Origin of the sequence: Massilia sp. Se16.2.3 (assembly GCF_014171595.1) — a bacterium.
GTDB lineage: Bacteria > Pseudomonadota > Gammaproteobacteria > Burkholderiales > Burkholderiaceae_D > Telluria.
In genome coordinates, this window is record NZ_CP050451.1 from 2,065,052 (window position 1) to 2,083,226 (window position 18,175).

Annotated in this window: 22 protein-coding genes, 1 tRNA gene and 1 pseudogene; 15 read left to right on the plus strand and 9 right to left on the minus strand. The window is 64.3% G+C overall.

Features of this window, described 5'->3' with window-relative positions:
- Positions 1 to 321 precede the first annotated feature (321 nt).
- From G4G31_RS25585 to G4G31_RS09555, 3 genes are read left to right on the plus strand one after another with little or no spacing between them, the layout of a single operon-like run.
- On the plus strand, positions 322 to 1,992 hold the full coding sequence (locus G4G31_RS25585) for an RHS repeat-associated core domain-containing protein (protein WP_229425472.1): 1,671 nt from the start codon (positions 322 to 324) through the stop codon (positions 1,990 to 1,992).
- Complete coding sequence (locus tag G4G31_RS09550) at positions 1,989 to 2,849, plus strand: hypothetical protein (protein WP_182991225.1); 861 nt, start codon at positions 1,989 to 1,991, stop codon at positions 2,847 to 2,849. Before G4G31_RS25585 ends, G4G31_RS09550 begins: the two co-directional genes overlap by 4 nt.
- Positions 2,850 to 2,886: 37 nt before the next feature.
- Positions 2,887 to 3,750, plus strand: coding sequence for a hypothetical protein (locus G4G31_RS09555; RefSeq protein WP_182991226.1), 864 nt, complete (start codon positions 2,887 to 2,889; stop codon positions 3,748 to 3,750).
- Positions 3,751 to 3,774: 24 nt separating this feature from the next.
- Here G4G31_RS09555 and G4G31_RS09560 read toward each other — a convergent pair whose 3' ends face one another.
- Both G4G31_RS09560 and G4G31_RS09565 read right to left on the minus strand, forming a co-directional pair.
- A complete protein-coding gene (locus G4G31_RS09560; RefSeq protein WP_182991227.1) occupies positions 3,775 to 4,068 on the minus strand; it encodes a PAAR domain-containing protein in 294 nt (97 codons plus the stop codon).
- Between the two features lie 81 nt (positions 4,069 to 4,149).
- Positions 4,150 to 4,515, minus strand: coding sequence for a hypothetical protein (locus G4G31_RS09565; RefSeq protein WP_182991228.1), 366 nt, complete (start codon positions 4,513 to 4,515; stop codon positions 4,150 to 4,152).
- Positions 4,516 to 4,851: 336 nt separating this feature from the next.
- On the opposite strand from G4G31_RS09565, the gene G4G31_RS09570 reads away from it, so the two are divergent.
- From G4G31_RS09570 to G4G31_RS09580, 3 genes are read left to right on the plus strand one after another with little or no spacing between them, the layout of a single operon-like run.
- On the plus strand, positions 4,852 to 5,265 hold the full coding sequence (locus tag G4G31_RS09570; RefSeq protein WP_182991229.1) for a hypothetical protein: 414 nt from the start codon (positions 4,852 to 4,854) through the stop codon (positions 5,263 to 5,265).
- On the plus strand, positions 5,265 to 6,332 hold the full coding sequence (locus G4G31_RS09575) for a YafY family protein (protein WP_182991230.1): 1,068 nt from the start codon (positions 5,265 to 5,267) through the stop codon (positions 6,330 to 6,332). The genes G4G31_RS09570 and G4G31_RS09575 overlap by 1 nt, the downstream gene beginning before the upstream one ends.
- Positions 6,329 to 7,114, plus strand: coding sequence for a hypothetical protein (locus tag G4G31_RS09580; RefSeq protein ID WP_182991231.1), 786 nt, complete (start codon positions 6,329 to 6,331; stop codon positions 7,112 to 7,114). The genes G4G31_RS09575 and G4G31_RS09580 overlap by 4 nt, the downstream gene beginning before the upstream one ends.
- Positions 7,115 to 7,621: 507 nt before the next feature.
- On the opposite strand, the gene G4G31_RS09585 is transcribed toward G4G31_RS09580, so the two are convergent.
- The 3 genes from G4G31_RS09585 to ispB all read right to left on the minus strand — a co-directional run bounded on the left by G4G31_RS09585 (position 7,622) and on the right by ispB (position 10,131).
- Positions 7,622 to 8,554, minus strand: a complete 933-nt coding sequence (locus tag G4G31_RS09585) for a hypothetical protein (RefSeq protein WP_182991232.1) — start codon at positions 8,552 to 8,554, stop codon at positions 7,622 to 7,624.
- Between the two features lie 457 nt (positions 8,555 to 9,011).
- Positions 9,012 to 9,088, minus strand: a tRNA-Pro gene (locus G4G31_RS09590).
- A gap of 53 nt (positions 9,089 to 9,141) precedes the next feature.
- A complete protein-coding gene (ispB, locus tag G4G31_RS09595) occupies positions 9,142 to 10,131 on the minus strand; it encodes an octaprenyl diphosphate synthase (RefSeq protein ID WP_182991233.1) in 990 nt (329 codons plus the stop codon).
- Between the two features lie 270 nt (positions 10,132 to 10,401).
- Here ispB and rplU point away from each other — a divergent pair, with 270 nt between their 5' ends.
- The 7 genes and pseudogenes from rplU to G4G31_RS09630 all read left to right on the plus strand — a co-directional run bounded on the left by rplU (position 10,402) and on the right by G4G31_RS09630 (position 14,828).
- Positions 10,402 to 10,713 carry a 50S ribosomal protein L21 gene (gene rplU / locus G4G31_RS09600; protein WP_082493710.1) on the plus strand — a complete coding sequence of 104 codons (312 nt, stop codon included), beginning with the start codon at positions 10,402 to 10,404 and terminating at the stop codon, positions 10,711 to 10,713.
- A 36-nt stretch (positions 10,714 to 10,749) separates the two neighbouring features.
- On the plus strand, positions 10,750 to 11,028 hold the full coding sequence (rpmA, locus tag G4G31_RS09605; protein WP_182991234.1) for a 50S ribosomal protein L27: 279 nt from the start codon (positions 10,750 to 10,752) through the stop codon (positions 11,026 to 11,028).
- A gap of 103 nt (positions 11,029 to 11,131) precedes the next feature.
- A complete protein-coding gene (obgE, locus tag G4G31_RS09610) occupies positions 11,132 to 12,247 on the plus strand; it encodes a GTPase ObgE (RefSeq protein ID WP_182991235.1) in 1,116 nt (371 codons plus the stop codon).
- Entirely contained in the window at positions 12,237 to 12,650 is a 414-nt protein-coding gene (locus G4G31_RS09615; RefSeq protein WP_182991236.1) for a hypothetical protein, read from the plus strand. The genes obgE and G4G31_RS09615 overlap by 11 nt, the downstream gene beginning before the upstream one ends.
- A 10-nt stretch (positions 12,651 to 12,660) precedes the next feature.
- A pseudogene (gene proB, locus G4G31_RS09620) lies at positions 12,661 to 13,790 on the plus strand (glutamate 5-kinase).
- Positions 13,791 to 13,798: 8 nt separating this feature from the next.
- Positions 13,799 to 14,161 carry a nuclear transport factor 2 family protein gene (locus G4G31_RS09625; RefSeq protein ID WP_182991237.1) on the plus strand — a complete coding sequence of 121 codons (363 nt, stop codon included), beginning with the start codon at positions 13,799 to 13,801 and terminating at the stop codon, positions 14,159 to 14,161.
- A gap of 73 nt (positions 14,162 to 14,234) precedes the next feature.
- A complete protein-coding gene (locus G4G31_RS09630; RefSeq protein ID WP_182991238.1) occupies positions 14,235 to 14,828 on the plus strand; it encodes a hypothetical protein in 594 nt (197 codons plus the stop codon).
- A 233-nt stretch (positions 14,829 to 15,061) separates the two neighbouring features.
- Here G4G31_RS09630 and G4G31_RS09635 read toward each other — a convergent pair whose 3' ends face one another.
- The 3 genes from G4G31_RS09635 to rsxB all read right to left on the minus strand — a co-directional run bounded on the left by G4G31_RS09635 (position 15,062) and on the right by rsxB (position 16,975).
- A complete protein-coding gene (locus G4G31_RS09635) occupies positions 15,062 to 15,433 on the minus strand; it encodes an energy transducer TonB (RefSeq protein WP_229425473.1) in 372 nt (123 codons plus the stop codon).
- Between the two features lie 114 nt (positions 15,434 to 15,547).
- Positions 15,548 to 16,252, minus strand: a complete 705-nt coding sequence (gene nth, locus G4G31_RS09640; RefSeq protein ID WP_182991239.1) for an endonuclease III — start codon at positions 16,250 to 16,252, stop codon at positions 15,548 to 15,550.
- Between the two features lie 3 nt (positions 16,253 to 16,255).
- Positions 16,256 to 16,975 (minus strand): electron transport complex subunit RsxB, encoded by a 720-nt coding sequence (gene rsxB, locus G4G31_RS09645; protein ID WP_182991240.1) that lies wholly within the window; start codon positions 16,973 to 16,975, stop codon positions 16,256 to 16,258.
- A 182-nt stretch (positions 16,976 to 17,157) separates the two neighbouring features.
- On the opposite strand from rsxB, the gene G4G31_RS09650 reads away from it, so the two are divergent.
- Both G4G31_RS09650 and G4G31_RS09655 read left to right on the plus strand, forming a co-directional pair.
- On the plus strand, positions 17,158 to 17,574 hold the full coding sequence (locus G4G31_RS09650) for an RcnB family protein (protein WP_182991241.1): 417 nt from the start codon (positions 17,158 to 17,160) through the stop codon (positions 17,572 to 17,574).
- 16 nt (positions 17,575 to 17,590) lie between these two features.
- Positions 17,591 to 17,812 carry a hypothetical protein gene (locus G4G31_RS09655; protein WP_182991242.1) on the plus strand — a complete coding sequence of 74 codons (222 nt, stop codon included), beginning with the start codon at positions 17,591 to 17,593 and terminating at the stop codon, positions 17,810 to 17,812.
- 100 nt (positions 17,813 to 17,912) lie between these two features.
- Here the strand turns inward: G4G31_RS09655 and G4G31_RS09660 are convergent, their stop codons facing one another.
- Positions 17,913 to 18,167 carry a hypothetical protein gene (locus G4G31_RS09660; RefSeq protein WP_182991243.1) on the minus strand — a complete coding sequence of 85 codons (255 nt, stop codon included), beginning with the start codon at positions 18,165 to 18,167 and terminating at the stop codon, positions 17,913 to 17,915.
- Positions 18,168 to 18,175 lie beyond the last annotated feature (8 nt).

An 18,175-nucleotide genomic window follows, 5' to 3' on the forward strand; every position in this document is an offset into this window, starting at 1 on the left:
CGCAAGGGAAGGACGAGGCGACCGTGTTCTTCTACGAGGGGCGGCGCCTGGCGGCGGAGGCATCCGCCGACGGCAAGCTCAGTTTCGCGTATGCCTATCTCGGCTGGCGGCCACTGGCGCAGATCGACGCGCGTGCCGATTCGCTGTGGCGGCGTGCCCGCAACTGGCTGTTCGGCGCACCGGTGCGCGCCCTCCACACGGACCAGGCAGGCAAGGTGCTGAGCATGTCGGAAGGGGGACGCACCGTGTGGCAGGAACCGCGTGCCACGCCCGGCCTGATCCAGGCCGCCGCGGCGCCCTTGCCGGGGCTGCACCAGCCCCTTGCGCTACGTCGGCCAGTACCACGACGCCGACAGCGGGCTGGCCTACCACGGCGCCCGCTATTTCGATCCCGCGCGGACGCGCTTCATCAGTCCGGACCCGCGCGGTGTCGGCGACGCGCTCGACCACCTGCCGGCCACCATGCTGCTCGACCTGTATGCCTATGCCGGCGGGCGCCCGGACGAATTCTTCGATCCGGACGGCGCCGCGCGCATCCGCTATTTTGCGATCACCACCGGCGCCAACGGTGCCGCCCTGGGCGATAACCAGGGCTATACCAAGGCACGCTGGGCCTTCATCGTCGACGACATCCAGGCCGGCCCGGGCCTGAACGCGCTCGGACTGAAGCGCAATGAATACGCGCAGAACGGCGCCGGCCTGCTGGTCGACGTCAAGGGCAACTACCTCGGGGGCAACAACTCGTCCAAGACCTGGATGGGCACGGGCGGCAACGACGTCAACCTGTTCACCCAGCACTACGGCAGGAACCTGATCAGCATTCCGGAGTTCACGATCACGATGAACGACGACGATGCCACCAGACTGATCGCCAGCTATATCGCGGCGGACCGGCAGGCGCTGTTCGGTAACAGCTGTCCTGTGCGTGCCAACCTGCTCCCGCAGATCAAGTTCGCCGCCGGCGACGCCGACATCAAGGTCACCTCGGCCACAGCGAACAACGCCAACAAGCAGCGCATCCTTGCCTGCGGCACCGGGGCGAGCCAGGACCAGGCCAAGCGCCGCATCGCCAAATACGAAGCCGCATCCGAAATCAACGAGACCGGCCGGATCAACCGCGACTGCAGTACCGGAGGGTGCCCGGGGATCGGCTACTACTGCAATGCCACCAAGTGCTTCGCGCCGCGCGACCAGCTGGCCTACGGTCCGCCAAACACCACCGAGCCGGTCTACACGCCCTCGTACGGGCGCTCGCAGTTCATCGCCAGCACGCTGGTGGGCGAATTGCTGGCGGGGTACGACAGCTTTTCCGCCAATGAGCTGACCACGGTGGGGCTGACGGAGGAACGGAAAACGATGCTGAACGCCGCCAAGACGAGGGGCGACAAGATGGCGGCGTGGTGGGCCAGCACACCATCGGCCGGGACGTTCGCCGCGGCGAATGCGGCCTGGTCGAACCTGTCGGCGGCGAACAAGCAGAAGTTCACCGCCGAAACCGGGCTGGGCCAGCGCGAATACACGGACATGGTGCGCATCAAGACCCAGCCGCCGACCAATTCCAACGGGGTCGATCTCTCGGGCGATGCAAAAGCGGCATTGATCACCACCGCGATCATGAGTAATGCCGATACCAAGACCTTCCTGATGGGGATTTTCGAGAATTTCGATACCTTCACCGTGATGAGTCACGCCCTGATGCGCAAGAACATGAACGCGGCGCTCGCCTACCGGCCGAATGCAACCGAGGAGCACCTGGCGGCGATGGTGGCGCGGGCGCACAACGGCGGCAACTGGCAGCGTACCTACGCTTCCCTGACCTCGTCGGACCAGCACGACTATGTGAAGAACTTCATGGGTGCGCCTGGCCATACCGGCAAAGGCGACTTCAAGTCGCTGCGCTGCACCGACGGCTTCGGCGAGCGCACCTTCCGGCCGGGCGTCGCCGACAAGGACATCGGCGGCCTGGAAATGAAACAACTGGACCTCCAATGATCACTACCAAAATCGTTGCATGGCGCCTGCGCCATCTCATCCTGGCCGCTGCCTGCTGCACCCTCGGCCAGGCCGCAGCCCAGGGTCTGACGCTGCGCGTGCCCGAATGCAGGCCAGCCGCGCCGAAGGCCTTGCCCGACAAATACCAGGCGCTGGCCAAGCGCTACAAGGAGTTCGCCTGGGCGGCGAAAGTCGGCCGCGACGCGTCCTTCGCAGGCGGCAATGGCTGGGAGCGGGTGGACGGATCGGAGATGCGTGACAGCTACAGTTTCCGCCGCATCGACCTGAACAACGACGGTTATTGCGACTGGTATCTCGATACCTCGTCACCGTTGTCGACCGGAGGCGACCGCGATTCCATCAACACCCTGTACCTGGGCGGGCCGCAGGGCTGGACCCGGATCGGCGCCACGGTCCCGGACGACAAGCCCGACGTGCTCGGTGTCGGCAAGGCTGCGGAGCAGCAGCCGCGCTACCTGTTCGGCGAAGAGCCCGGCGTGATCTACGATGCCGGCCAGAAGACCCGCTACCTCGTCACCGCCCTGTACAGCCGTCACCAGGCACGCGATACGCAGCCGGGATACCGGATCCTGGCTTGGGACGCGGCCGCAAAAACCCTGCGCGCGCTGGACAAATGGCAGCCGGGGTCGAAAGCGGCCGAGGTGTACGCCTACTTCAAGCAGCACGGCGCCTATGTCGCACCGGGGCCTGGCGAGCGTGCCGAGGACACGGCCCTGAACTTCGACAAGGAGATCGAGGCATACGAACGCGAACGCGCATGCGGTGCCAGCACCGCGGAAGCGGCCGAACGCAAGCTCTCGCCCTACCTGCTGGCCAGCTGCAAGCGGCCGCGCTGACGACTTGAGGTCTCGAAAAGGACCAATTGCAGACGCCATGATCACGAGAGCGGCCTTTTATCCCCGCCTGCGCCGTCTGCTGTTGGCCAGCGCCTGCTGCGGCGCTGCCGGCCAGCCAGCCGCACAGGGGCTGACGCTGCGCGTACCTGAATGTCAACCGGTCGCTCCCAAGGCGCTGCCGGAAAAATACTACGCGCTGGCCAGGCACCACAAGGACTTTGCCTGGGCGCAGAAAGTCAGGCGCGACCAACCGACCGCAGGTGGCAATGGCTGGGAGCTGATCGACGGATCGGAGATGCGTGACTGGTACAGCTTCTATCGTGTCGATATCAACAACGACGGTTACTGCGACTGGTATCTGAATACGTCGTCGCCACTGTCGACAGGCGGGGATCGCGATTCCATCAATACCCTGTATCTCGGCCGCCCTCAGGGCTGGATCAGGTTCGGCGCCACGGTTCCGAGCGACAAGCCTGACGTCCTGGGTTTTCGTAAAACCGCGGCGGAGGAACGGCGCTACCTGTTCGGCGAGGAGCCGGGCATTATCTACGACGCGGACCAGAAGATCAGCTACCTGATCACCGCGCTATATCGCCGCCACCAAAGGCGAGATGCGTTGCCGGGCTACCAGATATTAGTGTGGGATGCGCGCGCAAACATCCTGCAAGCGCTCGACAAGTGGCAGCCTGGATCGAAGGCAGCCTCGGTATATGCCTACTTCAAGCAGCACGGCGCCTACGTCGCTCCGATGGACGGCGTGAGTGCAGAGGAGGCGGTGATGGACTTCGATAAAGAGATTGAAACGCATGAAATAAGGCAAGCGTGCAGCGCCGACGCCGAGGAGCTGGCTGAGCGCAAGATATCGCCTGTCCTGCTGGCCACCTGCAAGCGGCCACGCTGACAGGACTTCGTCGCCGCAGGCCCGTCACGCCTCGACGCGCTGGCCCGAGCGCGTCTGCACCGCGACCAGGCGCGGCGGCGGATTGCATTTGCACAGGCACAGGTCGCCATCGAGGGCGTATTGCCTGCCCTCGTGCGCAACGTCGAGACGGGGGCCATCCGGAGCGATGACGCCATCGGACAGGCAGCGCGGGCAGGACACGGTATCGCCCTCGAGCGCAATGGCGGCGCCATCGATTGCGGTCAGGGAACTGGCGCTGGTGACTTCGCCGCCGGCCGTGGTGGTGGCGCCCAGCGTCATGTAAAAGCGGTCCGGCATTGGCTTCTCCCCCTGCTGGCAAAGCCACGACACTACCGGTGGCGCGCCGCGCTGATCTTGATCCGTCTTAAAGCATGCCGCTCATGCGCGGCGCTTGTCGGCGATCCGGGCGTAGCGCGTGCCGTCGTCCATGAATCCGATCGTCCATTCCCCCTGCTGCACCAGCATCTCGGTGACGTTGCACGTTGCCCGGTATCCCGTTCGCAGGGTTCGCTGCAAGCGCGATATCGGGTAGAGCACCGTGGTGTCGCCGGCGCGGCGCTGCTGTGCGATCCAGGCGCGCGCCTGCTCGAACAGGGCGCCGTTCCAATCGCCGGGGGGGGGGCTGCAGCGCCGGCAGCCGGCAGGGGCCGGGCCGATGCCGGCCGCGTCCAGCGCGCGGCCCGCTTTGCCTGCTGCGAACGGCGCCATGGCCGCCGCCGCGATGCCGGCCGCCATGGCGAGCATGGTCCTGCGTCTTGATGTGTTCATTTCATCCTTGATGGCGGATTGTCGATGCGGGCCATGATAAGTAGCGGCGGCGATAAGCGGTGTCGCGCAGTCGCCGAATGGGGTACAGGTCCGGCGTTCGCTACCGCGGCAGCAGCGACACCGCTTGTCGCATCGGCATGCCAGGATGGGGACACGGCCGCGTGGCGGTATGTCCGGCAAGCGGGCAGGCCTCCCGTCGGCGTGAGGTGTGCAGAAGAGTCGCAGCCGCGTCGCCAGTATTTCCGAATGGAAATATATTTGGTAACATGATATTTTGAACGGTCGCGGCAACGCACCGGATGTGAAAGCACCATGCCAAGACATATCGAACACATCGATGCGATCGCGCGCCGGCAGCAAGCCGACGCGCTCTATATCGAGTTCCATCCCCAGCCGTTCGCGCAGTGGCGCAACTACCGTTACGAGGACGATGCGACGCGTTCGGCCGTTCTCGCCTGGCTCGATGCCCACGGCGTCGGCTGGACCGCTTGCGGCCCTTTCGCCGATCCGCGTGTGATGGCGCCGTATCTGGGCCAGGTCTACCTCGATGTGCCCTACGACGAAGCGCTGCCGGCCTACCGCCAGTTGCGCGACTATCTCGAGCACCCGGACGGATCGATGCGCCACGACGGCGTGCGCTTCTGCGTCATGCCGCTGGACTACGCCATGCAGAATGCCGAACACGACACGCCGGGTTACTGGGAACGCTGGGCAGAGAACTTCTGATGGCGACCAATCAGTACTCGCTGCTGCGCCAGTGGCACATGCTGCGCATGGTGCCGCGTGCGCCCCAGCAGGTCTCGGCCAAGGAGTTGTGCGAGCGGCTCGATGCCGCCGGTTTTCCGGTGGCGAAACGCACCGTCGAGCGCGACCTGCAGGAACTCTCGACCGTGTTTCCGATCGCGGTCGACGACGGGGCGCGGCCCTACGGCTGGAGCTGGCTGCGCGATGCCTCGAGTTTCGACCTGCCCGGCCTGACCCTGCCGGAAGCCCTGACGCTGACCCTGGTCGAGCAGCACCTGCGCCACCACCTGCCGCCCAGCGCCGTCGATGCGCTCGGCCCGCATTTCCAGTCCGCCGCCCGCGCCCTGTCCGCGGTGGACGGTACCGCAGCGCCGCGGGCCTGGCTGGACAAGGTGCGCAGCATCGAGCCCCTGCAGCCGCTGCTGGCGCCGCTCATGGACGAGGCGTGTCAGCGCACCGTCTACCTGGCGCTGATGCACGACCGCCAGTTGAAGCTCCACTACCGCAAGCGCGACACGGACACGCCGACCGTGTACCCGTCCGTGCATCCGCTGGCCGTGGTGCAGCGGGGAGGGCTGGTCTACCTGGTCTGCATGTTTGCCGGCTACGAGGACGTGCGCACCCTGGCCCTGCACCGCGTCCAGCAGGCCGAAGCCCTGTACGAGCCGGCGCGCCGCAAGCCCGGATTCGACATCGACGACTACATCGCCTCCGGCCAGTTCGGCGTGATCGCGGGCGAGCCGATCGCCCTGCGCGCCGTCTTCACGCGCGCGGCCGGGGAACACCTGTTCGAGACGCCGCTCAGCGCCGACCAGGTGCTCACCCTCGACGAACAGGGCCGGCTGCAGCTGGCGGCCACGGTGCCGCACACCCGTGCGCTGCTCTGGTGGCTGCTCGGATTCGGCGACGGCGTGGTGATCCAGGAACCGGCCAGCCTGCGCGAGGAAATCGCGGGCATCGCGCGCCGGATGGCGGCGGCCTATGACAAACAGAACCCGGCTGGCGCAGCTTGCGCCGGCCAAACACAGGAAACAGAGGAAGCAGCATGAAGCGCATCGAAGTAGACGAGAAGGCATTTGACGGGTTCGAAGACTATCGCGGCAAGGACGACGCGAGCCGGGCGCTGGGGCGCCTGGTTCGCTATGCGGACCGGAAGCAGGAGGAAGAAGCCGACCGCATCGCGCTTGTCATGCTGGAAGACCACTGGTTCGATTTCAACGACAACCCGGGACAGGCCTCGAACGCCCCCTTCCTCGAAGGCGTCTGCCGGCTGTACAAGAACATCCGGTCCTATCGCCTGAATTTCTATGATGCCGACAGCTTCGGGCACGCGCTGGCAGCGGTCGCCACGCTGCCCGAAAGCCGGATCGTCCTCTACATCGGCGCGCACGGCTCGAAGGGCAGAATCGGCGCCGCCAATTCGAGCAACCTGATGAAGAAGGTAGCCGAATTTTCGCGCAAGAAGAAAATCGAGGGCATCCTCCTGAGTTCCTGCTTCGCCGCCGGCCACGACGGCGCCATGCAGGAAGCACTCAAGGGCGGCAGCAACTGGATCTTCGGCTACCGCACCGCCGTCGATTTCCTCGGCAGCGTGCAGGTCGAGGCGGCGATCCTGGCGCAGATGGCGGACACCGGCGCAGGTTTTTCCGATACGGGGGACGATGTCGTCGCAGCGGTCGGCAAGGCGCTGGGGTGCTTCAATCCAGCCTGGGAAATCGGGGAAGAGCCTTGCCTGACCCTGCGCCAGGCCTTCCGCCTGCTCGTACGCGGCAAGCACATGAAGACCGTGGTGGACTACACGCAGGATGCGGCCGACAAGGCCTGGCCCTGACCTGCGCCTGGGCGCGGCGGCGCCGGCGCCGGGTTCATCTGCCATGCGTAGGCGTGGCGAGCACGAAGACCGGGCAAGAAGAACAGCGGCCCGGGCCGCTAATGCCGTTCAGTTAAGCCACAAGCTTCCGTATCCGGTAGGGTGGGCACTCCGTGCCCACGCGGTACGTGCGTCCCCAGCACCCGCAGCTCGGACAGATCGTCGAGTGGGCCGCTCCGGTGGGGCACTCTGTGCCTGCGTCGTCATGCCGACCGCTAACGCTACAGCCAGCAGCCCGACTGACTCATGCATAGTCTCTCATCCCTAGCCTGGGCTGTTGCCTGTTCTGCCAACGGTGCCTTGGATCCGCATGGGAACGAGTGCCCACCCTACGGGCCTGGCTGCGGACTCGCGGTAGCAAAAGGCGGAAGAAATCTTCGAGCACGGCTTGACTGAACGGCATTGGGCCCGGGCCGCTGCTTTTCATGAATTCCGAGGTTGGCGTGAGAGGATTCGAGTCGCCGGGCTCTACTTTTTCTCCTCGCCTTTTTTCTCGTCGCCTGCGGGCTTCGGCGGATCTGCTTGATGAGCGAGATCCGTCGGCACGACAGTAACTTCGCCGATAGGAATTCGTCGGATCAAACCACTGTTCGGCTCGAAGAGAATAATCGCGGTCGCTGTCGAGACAACCAATCGCCCACTTGCGACTTGTGCGTCATTGTTGAATACCGCGACGCAGGTGGCTGTCGTGATCGCGGGCGCGTCCTTTTTCCTGGGCTTCGACCACGTCTGAAGCAGCATCGTGCGTGATTTGACTGGTTCACAAAAATCCGGGGCGACGACAAATTTTTGCAGATAGTGACTGCCCAGTTGCATGCCAAACATCGGCACGATTGAAATCACTACTACGGTAATCATCAAAGCGCCGACCATCAAAAATGGACTGATCATGATGAGTCCGCCGAAGAATCCCGAAGCAATCGCTCCCTTGCCAAGCAATTCACCAGTTGTGTCTCGCGGATTCGGCGGTATGAGGTAGCGCCAAACACTTTTCGTTCTGGTGCGAGCGCTCGCTCTCCGGGATTTGAGGAACACCGCGCAGCATACAAGCGCAAATGGGATGAGTGCGCCGAGCAGGCTGGGCAAAAGAAGCTGCTCGAACAGTGGCCACCAAGTGATTTCTCCCAGCCCCAGCACCAGTGAAATCACGGCGTAGGCCGACAGTCCGATCAGATCAAGGACAGACGAATAAATAGATTCATGAGGCAAACCAAATACCGTCTCGACGGCCAGGGAGACACCGTAACCGAGCAGCGTGAGGATGAGACTCATCGACGAGAGGATCGTAATTCCCCATGTCACGCCACTAGCGCGCTTTTCGGCAACGACTCCCTCGTCGGTGGAAGGCGAAGGCGACGCGGATGCCTGCTGGGCCCTGGGTGTGCTGATTCTTTCGTTCATAGGCAGCTCCCTATCTGAAATGGCCTGCTGCTTCCCTTTGCGAGAATGCCCGAGACCGCCAGGTCAAGGCAGGAGCATAAGCGTTACGTTTCATTTGAAAAGCTGTACAAAGTGCTAGGGAAGCGCTGATCTATTCACGACGGCGTCTCGGCCACGACAAAATGCGCCCCGCGGCGTTGCAAATCCTCGCGATACCCGCGGTATCGCTGCGGTTTGCGCCTTGCCCGGCACATTTTTCGCGACCGATTCCGTCCAACCGGAATACATCAGCACTTTCCTAGGGGCATGCCTGCAGAGCCAGAAATAGGCGATGGAAGCGCGGCACGGGCACAGGTCGCTCTACTGGAAGCGCTATATCATTGCCGTCGAGCTAAAACGAGCCGAAAGGAATTTTGCGATGTGAAGGAAGGGCTGAAACGAAAACAGCGGCCTGGGCCGCTGTTTTTCATGCATTCCTTGGTCGGGGTGAGAGGATTCGAACCTCCGGCCTCTACGTCCCGAACGTAGCGCTCTACCGGGCTAAGCTACACCCCGACTGGTTTGAGACGCCGAAGCTGACGTCTCGGGAAGCGTTACTATAATTATACTCAGTGGTTCCTGTCAACCGCGAAACTGCAGAGCTGGAGCAGGCTTTCCTTGTATGCGCTGTCGGGCAAACCGGCGATCGATTCGGCGGCGCGGCGGGCCGCGGCTTCGGCTTCGCGGCGGGTGTAATCAAGGGCGCCGCTGCTGGTGACGGCGGCCAGTACGGCGTCGAAATGCTGCTCGTCGCCCTGCTCGATGCACGAGCGCACCAGCTCGCGCTGCTGCGGCGTGCCGTTTTCCATCAGGTAGATCAGCGGCAGGGTGGGTTTGCCTTCGCGCAGGTCGTCGCCGACGTTCTTGCCGATCTCGGCGGCATCGCCTGCGTAGTCGAGCACGTCGTCGATCAGCTGGAAGGCCGTGCCCAGCGAGCGGCCGTATTCGCCGGCAGCGCCGATCTGCTCGTCGTTTGCGCCAGCCACCAGCGCGCCCAGTTCGGCGGCGGCTTCGAACAGCTTGGCCGTCTTCGAACGGATCACCTTCAGGTAGCTCTCGTGGGTCACGTCCGGGTCGTGCATGTTCAGCAGTTGCAGCACTTCACCTTCGGCGATCACGTTGGTCGCGTCCGACAGGATCTGCATGACGCGCATGTTTTCCAGGCCGACCATCATCTGGAACGAACGCGAGTAGAGGAAGTCGCCCACCAGCACCGAGGCCGCGTTGCCGAACAGGGCGTTGGCGGTCTGGCGTCCGCGCCGCATCGACGATTCGTCGACGACGTCGTCGTGCAGCAGGGTGGCGGTGTGGATGAATTCGACGACGGCCGCGAGTTCATGGTGGGCCACGCCCTTGTATCCGTAGGCATTGGCCAGCAGCAGCACCAGCACCGGGCGGATGCGCTTGCCGCCGGCACTGATGATGTATTCGGCGATCTGGTTGACCAGGCTCACTTCCGAATGCAGGCGCTGGCGGATCACCGCGTTCACCGCGTCCATGTCGGCTGCGATCGTCTGGGTGATGTTGTTCTGTTGTGCGTGAGGGGTAGCGGCGGACAAGGCGAACCTGCGTGACGTTGATGAGGTTTGATGGCGTATGGCTGCGGATTATACGTCATGCAAGCATGAGCCGTGCCATTTCGCCAAGCGTGGCGGGTAGGCATCGTTTTCCGGCCCTCGTTGCCGCTGTGCCACGATCTCGACAATGCAACGCCGGTCTTTGACGCAACAGGCCACTCCATGTATAATTCCCTGTTCCCCGGCACCAGAGAAGCACGACGCATCGTCGCCGTAGGGATTTTTATTAAACAATTGATGAGGTTTTCAATCATGTACGCGGTCATAAAAACCGGTGGCAAGCAATATAAAGTTGTCGCTGGCGAAAAACTTAAAGTAGAACAGATACCGGCAGACATTGGTTCCGAACTCACGATCGATCAGGTCCTCGCCGTTGGCGCGGGCGAGAGCATCAAATTTGGTGCTCCCCTGGTTGAAGGTGCGACGGTTCTGGTGAAGGTCGTTTCCCATGGTCGCCACGACAAGGTCCGCATTTTCAAGATGCGCCGTCGTAAGCACTACCAGAAGCGTCAAGGCCACCGCCAGAACTTCACCGAAATCCAAGTGGTTTCGATCAACGGCTAATTGCCCCTCTCTTCAAAGTCATCAAGGAGTACTTAAATGGCACACAAAAAAGGCGGCGGCACTACCCGTAACGGCCGCGACTCAGAAAGCAAGCGCCTCGGCGTGAAGGTGTACGGCGGCCAGGCGATCAACGCCGGCGGCATCATCATCCGTCAGCGCGGCACCCCAGTGCGTCCTGGCACCAACGTTGGCCTGGGCAAGGATCACACCCTGTTCGCGCTGGTCGACGGTACCGTCAAGTTCGTCAAGCAGGGCGTCGGTTCGAAGCAGTACGTGACCGTCATCGCTAACGAAGTCGAAGCGGTTGCTGCTTAATTAGCACGCAAGCGCCGCCCCGGGCGGCGCAGTTTGTAAGGCGCAAGCCTTCCATCGAAAGGCTCTGCTTAACGTAGAGCCTTTAGTTTTTTGGCGGTCAAAAATGAAGTTTATCGACGAAGCAAGAATTGAAGTCATCGCGGGCGACGGCGGCAACGGCTGCGCATCGTTCCTGCGCGAGAAGTTCCGTCCGTTTGGCGGTCCTGACGGCGGCGACGGCGGCAAGGGCGGCTCGATCTGGGCAGTGGCGGACCGTAACATCAACACGCTGGTCGATTTTCGGTATTCGAAAACCCACCATGCGCGCAACGGCGAACCGGGCCGCGGCTCCGACTGCTATGGCAAGGGCGCGGACGATGTCTACCTGCGCATGCCGGTCGGCACCCTGATCATCGATAACGTCAACGGCGAAATCATTGCCGACCTGACCGAGCACGGCCAGACCGAAATGCTGGCCAAGGGCGGCGAGGGCGGCTGGGGCAACATCCACTTCAAGACCTCGACCAACCGCGCACCGCGCCAGAAGACCGAGGGTAAAGCAGGCGAGCGGCGCGAGCTGCGCCTGGAACTGAAGGTGCTGGCCGACGTGGGCCTGCTGGGCATGCCGAACGCCGGCAAGTCGACCTTCATTACGGCCGTGTCGAACGCACGTCCGAAAGTGGCCGACTACCCGTTCACGACCCTGCATCCGAACCTCGGCGTGGTGCGCGTTTCACACGAGAAGAGCTTCGTGATCGCCGATATTCCCGGCCTGATCGAAGGCGCGGCCGAAGGTGCGGGCCTGGGCCACCAGTTCCTGCGCCACCTGGCGCGTACGGGTCTCCTGCTGCACATCGTCGACCTGGCGCCCTTCGAAGCGACGGTCGACCCGGTCAAGGAAGCCAAGGCGCTGGTGCGCGAGCTGGAAAAGTACGACGAAGAGCTGCTGAACAAGCCGCGCTGGCTGGTGCTGAACAAGCTCGACGTGGTGCCGGAAGACGAACGCAAGAAGCGCGTGAAGGACTTCGTCAAGAAGATGGCCTGGAAGGGCCCGGTCTTCGAGATCTCGGCACTGAACCGCGAAGGCTGCCAGGAACTGATCAACGCGATCTACCTGCACCTGGAAGAAAAACGCGCCGCCGAGCAGCGCACCGAAGCGACGACGCAGATGACCGAGGAAGCGCGCGGCATTTCGTCGATCGACCCGGACGATCCACGTTTCAAGACCCTTGAAGACTAAGGGGCGCCTCACCCGCGCCGGTGTGCGTGGCCAGCTGCTGCAGCTGGTCGCCACCGCCAGTTCGCTGGCGGCGCTCGTCGCCATGCTCGATCCGGACCGGATCGCGACGAGCCTGGGCGTGTTTCTCGTTGGCGTGAACGGCTACAGCCAGTTCTTCGCCATGTATGTCGGTGTCCGCCTCGCCATCGCGGGGCTGGCACTGCTCGCGGCAAGGCGGGGCGACCAGCCCCTCCTGGGCGATCTCGTCGCAATGTTCCTGCTGGCCCAGCCGGTCGGGCGCCTGGTCGCGGCCTTCGCGATCGGCCTGCCGCAAGGGCCCCTGTTCATCGTCAGTGCGATCGAGTTGCTGGCGGGCCTGGCCTTGCTGGCCTTGCGTCCGCCGAAGCTGGCACTGACACCATGAGAATTCTGCCATGACATCCGCCACCCGTTCCGTCATCCAGCCTGCCGGCCGCATCATCGTCAAGGTCGGCTCCTCGCTCGTCACCGACGAAGGCCGCGGCCTCGACCACGCCGCGATCGCGCGCTGGGCCGGCCAGATCGCCGCACTGCGCGCGCGCGGCAAGGAAGTCGTGCTGGTCAGCTCGGGCGCGATCGCCGAAGGCATGCTGCGCCTGGGCTTTGCCAACCGCCCGAGCGACATCCACGAACTGCAGGCCTGCGCCGCCTGCGGCCAGATGGGACTGGCGCAAATCTACGAATCCAGCTTCAGCGTGCATGGCGTGAAAACCGCGCAGGTGCTGCTGACCCACGCCGACCTGGCCGACCGCGAACGCTACCTGAACGCGCGCGCCACGCTCACCACGCTGCTGCGCCTGGGTGTGGTCCCGATCATCAACGAGAACGACACCGTCGTCACCGACGAAATCAAGTTCGGCGACAACGATACGCTCGGCGCCCTGGTCGCGAACCTGATCGAAGCCGATGCCCTGGTGATCCTCACCGACCAGCGCGGCCTGTATTCCGCCGACCCGCGCAAGGACCCTGACGCCCGCCTGATCGCCCAGGCCAGTGCCGGCGACGCGACCCGGAAGCGATGGCCGGCGGCGCCGGCAGCAGCATCGGCCGCGGCGGCATGCTGACCAAGGTGCTGGCGGCCCGCCGCGCCGCGCGCTCGGGCGCGCACACCGTGATTGCACGGGGCCGCGAACCGGACGTGCTCACGCGCCTGGCCGATGGCGAAGCGATCGGCACCGAACTGCAGGCGCCGACCACGCGCCTGACCGCGCGCCGCCAGTGGATGGTCGACCATTTGCACACTTCCGGCGAGGTCGTATTGGACGCCGGCGCGGTGCAGAAGCTGACGCGCGAAGGCAAGTCGCTGCTGCCGATCGGCGTCACCGCGGTGAAAGGCGAATTCGGCCGCGGCCAGGTGATCACCTGCGTCGACGAAGCCGGGGTGCCGGTCGCGCGCGGTCTCACCAGCTACACCAGCAGCGAAGTGCGCCGCATCATGCGCCACTCCTCGAACGAAATCGAAGCCATCCTCGGCTATATCGAAGGACCGGAGCTGGTCCACCGCGACAACCTCGTCCTCCTGTGAAAGCGCACATGACCCATCCCGCCACCGTCGTCCAGGCCCAGCTCGATGCCTATAACGCCAAGGACCTCGACGCCCTGATGCGTACCTATGCGCCGGACGCCCGTCAGTTCGCGCTGCACGGCACTCTGCTGGCAGAGGGCCATGCGCAGATCCGTCCCCGCTATGAAGCGCGCTTTGCCGAACCGGACCTGCGCGCCCAGCTGCTCACGCGCAGCATCGTCGGCAATATCGTGACCGACGTCGAACTGGTGTTCCGCAACCTGCCGGAAGGCCGCGCCACGGTCGAGATGCTGTGCATCTACGAGGTCGTCGACGGCCTGATCGCCCGCGCTTCCTTCGCGACCGGGGCAACGCTGCTCCTCACGGCCTGATTCCTACACGGAACGATGCTTTCTCGGTATGATATTTCTTTTTTGAAATATCTCAGGCACCAAGAGGACAGCGATGACCGATTTTTACTCCACTCTTGCCCTTGACGAGGAGCTGCCGGCTGTCGCCGGCGAGCAGCCCAGGTTCTACATCGTTTCGCGCCGCAAGATGGCGATCCTCTACCTGGCCACCTTGGGCATGTACGGTATCTACTGGTATTACAAGAACTGGGCCTGCTACAATAAGCATTGCCCAGACGCGGCCCAGGCGGGGAACGGCGTATGGCCGATCCCGCGTGCGATCTTCTCGGTCTTCTTCACGCACGACCTGTTCGAAAAAATCAAGCACCACGGCCGCCGCAGCCCGCTTGTGGCTGCCTGGGAGCACCGCTCGCAGGCCACGATGCTGGTGATACTGACCCTCGCCTGCAATCTGCTCGACCGGTTATCGATGCGGGAGATCGGCTCGCCGACCACCGACATTCTCGCGCTCCTGATCCTGCTGCCGATCCTGTACACCAAACTGCAGGCGCAGGAAATGATCAACGCCAGCTGTGGCGACCCCACAGGCGAGACCAATGCCAGCTTCAGCGGTGCGAACTATGCGTGGACGATCATCGGCTCCTTGTGGTGGGGCCTGATCCTGATCGGCATGAGGCTGCCCGAGTAGGGCGCGGCTGAGGCGGGCCGAGTCCGCGCGCTTCGGTCTGCCGCGAGCACCGAACTCGCCCGGGTCCTTGACGTTGCCGTTTCCGCGCTTCGCCACCGTCGTGCCGGGGTTGCCTGCGCCGGCTTTCTTGCCGCCCGAGGTGACCAACTCGCCCATGAGTCCAACGCAGGCCGGCCCCGGCGCTGCGGGCCAGGCGCGCCGGAAGCGCCGGCCTGGTTTCCGGCGGAGCCTGTTTAGAGAGTCCAGACGTACTTGAGTTCGGCCCAGTCGCGGACGGGTTGTCCGTTTTGCGTCGCGGCTTTGAACTTGCATTTGGCGAGGCCGGTGCGCGCGGCTTCGTCCAGGTCGGCATGCCCGCTGCTGGCCTTGACCTTTGCATCGAGCACCGCGTTATCGGGACCGACGAGGAAGGCGAGACCGACCGATCCCCGGCGCCGTTCCCGCTGCGCAGCCTCGGGCCACGCTGGTTTTTGCGGGCAGCTGCCGAAAACGATGGCGGCCGGGGTAGCGGCAATCGCGGGAGGCGCCGCGGGGGCGGTCGCGCAGCCAGCGAGGGTGGCAAGGAGGGGCGGCAGCATGACCAGGCTGAGGGTACGGTGTTCCATGGGGATTCCTGTCTCTTGAGTGGAAAAATGCGGACTCAGCATTATTCGATCATCTAGACAGTTTTGTCTACTTCTTTCCGTCGCGCCCACAGCCGATGGCCGGGCAGGCTGGCCTCAGCGTCCCGTCACGTCATCGGCGGCGAGCACGACGGGTGCCACGGCCTCGGGCGCAATTACCCCGTCCGGCATCGGTGTCTTGTCGCGGAACTCGCACAGGTCATTGATGATGCAGTTCCAGCATTTCGGCCGGCGCGCCACGCAGGTGTAGCGCCCGTGCAGGATCAGCCAGTGGTGGGCGTCGATCAGGAACTCCTTCGGCACCACCTTCAGCAGCTTCATCTCGACTTCGTCGACATTTTTCCCCGGCGCGATCTTCGTGCGGTTCGATACGCGGAAGATGTGGGTGTCGACCGCCATCGTCGGTTCGCCGAAGGCCGTGTTGAGCACCACGTTCGCCGTCTTGCGGCCCACGCCCGGCAGGGACTCGAGCGCCTCGCGCGAATGGGGCACCTCGCCACCGTACTGGTCGACCAGGATCTGGCAGGTGGCGATCACGTTCTTCGCCTTCGTGTTGTAGAGGCCGATCGTCGCGATATAGCCCTTCAGCTCTTCCAGCCCGAGGTCGAGGATCTTCTGCGGCGTATTCGCCACCGGATACAGGCGGCGCGTCGCCTTGTTGACGCCAACGTCGGTCGACTGCGCCGACAGCAGCACGGCGATCAGGAGTTCGAAGGGCGTCGTGAACTCGAGTTCGGTGGTCGGATGCGGATTGGCGGCGCGAAAGCGCGTGAAGATTTCTAGGCGTTTTGCCGGGTTCATCGATCAGTCTTTCCGTTCGGGCGGCGGTTCGGTGGAAGCCGCGGCGGCATTTGCGGCCGCACGCAGGCGCGCGCGTTCCATGGCGGCGGCGATGATGGCGCGCTTGCGCTCCTTCTCGGCCAGCTCCTCTTGCGTGTTGGTGGTCTCCGCGGTGACGGCGCGCATCTTCTCGACCGCCTTGGCGGCCAGGCGCGCATCGTTTTCCTCGCGCTCGCGCGTCAGGCGTTCGGTGCGGAAATCGTGGCGCGCGCGGGCGGCGTCGGCCGCCTCCTGCGACCAGGCGGCCCAGCCGGTGCTTTCCCAGTCGGGCTCGTTGATGCGCGGGACCATGCTGATGCAGTCGACCGGGCAGGGCGCCACGCACAGGTCGCATCCGGTGCACAGGCTCGGCAGGATGGTGTGCATCTGCTTCGCCGCGCCCATGATCGCGTCCACCGGGCAGGCCTGGATGCACAGCGTGCAGCCGATGCACAGCGACTCGTCGATGAAGGCCACCGGCCGCGGGCGCTCGATACCGTTCGCCGGATTGATGGGAATGACCGGGCGCCCGGTGACGCCGGAGAGCCGGCGTACCCCTTCCAGGCCGCCGGGCGGACACTGGTTGATCTCCGCCTCGCCGCTGGCAATGGCCTCGGCATACGGCCGGCATGCCGGATAGCCGCACTTGGTGCATTGCGTCTGCGGCAGCTGGTCTTCGATCAGGTCGGCGAGGGTCTTGGTCACGATGGCGGGCGGCGTAAAGCCGTCATTATCCGACAAAAGCGCGTCCCGCGCGATGTACTGCCCGGATCCCGCATGATGATTCCGACAATAAGTGGAGCACCGTACAGAGTGGCGCACGGGAGCGTGATGCAATGGGGGTATGGGCGCGCGCCTGCGTAGCCTGCCCTCATACGGAGAACAACATGAACAATCGTTTCATTGCCAAGGCCATGATCCTGGCTTTGCTGGCCGCCAACGCGCCCGCTTTTGCGCAGCACAGCCATGCCCAGGAGCGGCGCGACGACCGCCGCGAATACCGACAGGAACAGCGGGAAGACCGCCGCGAGTATCGTGAAGAGCGCCGCGAGGACCGCCGGGAAGCGCGCGAGGACCGCCGCGACGACCGCCGTGCCATGCGCGGCGCCGGACCGCGCCACGACCTCTACCGCGGCGGACGCCTGCCGGCGAACTACCATCATCGCCAGTACGTGGTCGACAACTGGCGTTCGCACCGCCTGAGTGCGCCGCCACGCGGCCACCATTGGGTGCAAGTCGGCAACGACTACGTGCTGGCCGCCATCGCCACCGGCATCATCGCCAGTGTATTGCTGGGTAACTGACAGAAGAAGGAGCATCATGAGCGAATGGATCATCGCCCCCCTGCTGGCCGTCGACCCGACGGGCCTGCCGACCTACCGCCAGGACAGTACGGGCACCACGGACAATTCCTCGGCGGAGAGTGAGGATGGCCTCGACGAGCAGGGCGACCGCCGTGGCGGCGAACGCCGCGCAGACCATCAGGGCGAGCAGGACGACGACTTCGCCCGTGGCGAGGACAGGCGCGGCGAGCTGCGCTAGCGCTGCCGGAGCTGCGCTTCAGTAAAAAATGCCGCAGCGTGCTGCGGCATTTTTTCGCGCCGGGAAGCCCGCACAGGCAGGGCTTTCCGGTTCGCCGGCTTTACGGGGCTGGACGCGCCAGGGTCTTGCGGAAGTCCGGATCGTCGAACAGCTGGCCAGCCAGCTTGCGGTAGAGTTTCTGGTACTCGGCTGCCGCCAGCGGAATCGCCGTCGCGCCCACGAACGAGGATTCCCACGTGGCATCGGTACCAAGGGTGCGATCGTACTTGACAGCATCGCCATGAGTGACGACGAAGCGGGCACCGAGCTTGGCCGTGCCGGTAACGATGGCGGGGTCGGCCTCGCTTTCGGTCAAGCGCAGGC

Bases quoted from the DNA above. Each gene is read 5' to 3' on its own strand.
- G4G31_RS09550 (WP_182991225.1), top strand. From the start codon at position 1,989: ATGATCACTACCAAAATCGTTGCATGGCGCCTGCGCCATCTCATCCTG.
- G4G31_RS09555 (WP_182991226.1), top strand. From the start codon at position 2,887: ATGATCACGAGAGCGGCCTTTTATCCCCGCCTGCGCCGTCTGCTGTTG.
- G4G31_RS09560 (WP_182991227.1), bottom strand. From the start codon at position 4,068: ATGCCGGACCGCTTTTACATGACGCTGGGCGCCACCACCACGGCCGGC.
- G4G31_RS09565 (WP_182991228.1), bottom strand. From the start codon at position 4,515: ATGCTCGCCATGGCGGCCGGCATCGCGGCGGCGGCCATGGCGCCGTTC.
- G4G31_RS09570 (WP_182991229.1), top strand. From the start codon at position 4,852: ATGCCAAGACATATCGAACACATCGATGCGATCGCGCGCCGGCAGCAA.
- G4G31_RS09575 (WP_182991230.1), top strand. From the start codon at position 5,265: ATGGCGACCAATCAGTACTCGCTGCTGCGCCAGTGGCACATGCTGCGC.
- G4G31_RS09580 (WP_182991231.1), top strand. From the start codon at position 6,329: ATGAAGCGCATCGAAGTAGACGAGAAGGCATTTGACGGGTTCGAAGAC.
- G4G31_RS09585 (WP_182991232.1), bottom strand. From the start codon at position 8,554: ATGAACGAAAGAATCAGCACACCCAGGGCCCAGCAGGCATCCGCGTCG.
- rplU (WP_082493710.1), top strand. From the start codon at position 10,402: ATGTACGCGGTCATAAAAACCGGTGGCAAGCAATATAAAGTTGTCGCT.
- rpmA (WP_182991234.1), top strand. From the start codon at position 10,750: ATGGCACACAAAAAAGGCGGCGGCACTACCCGTAACGGCCGCGACTCA.
- obgE (WP_182991235.1), top strand. From the start codon at position 11,132: ATGAAGTTTATCGACGAAGCAAGAATTGAAGTCATCGCGGGCGACGGC.
- G4G31_RS09625 (WP_182991237.1), top strand. From the start codon at position 13,799: ATGACCCATCCCGCCACCGTCGTCCAGGCCCAGCTCGATGCCTATAAC.
- G4G31_RS09630 (WP_182991238.1), top strand. From the start codon at position 14,235: ATGACCGATTTTTACTCCACTCTTGCCCTTGACGAGGAGCTGCCGGCT.
- G4G31_RS09635 (WP_229425473.1), bottom strand. From the start codon at position 15,433: ATGGAACACCGTACCCTCAGCCTGGTCATGCTGCCGCCCCTCCTTGCC.
- nth (WP_182991239.1), bottom strand. From the start codon at position 16,252: ATGAACCCGGCAAAACGCCTAGAAATCTTCACGCGCTTTCGCGCCGCC.
- G4G31_RS09650 (WP_182991241.1), top strand. From the start codon at position 17,158: ATGAACAATCGTTTCATTGCCAAGGCCATGATCCTGGCTTTGCTGGCC.
- G4G31_RS09655 (WP_182991242.1), top strand. From the start codon at position 17,591: ATGAGCGAATGGATCATCGCCCCCCTGCTGGCCGTCGACCCGACGGGC.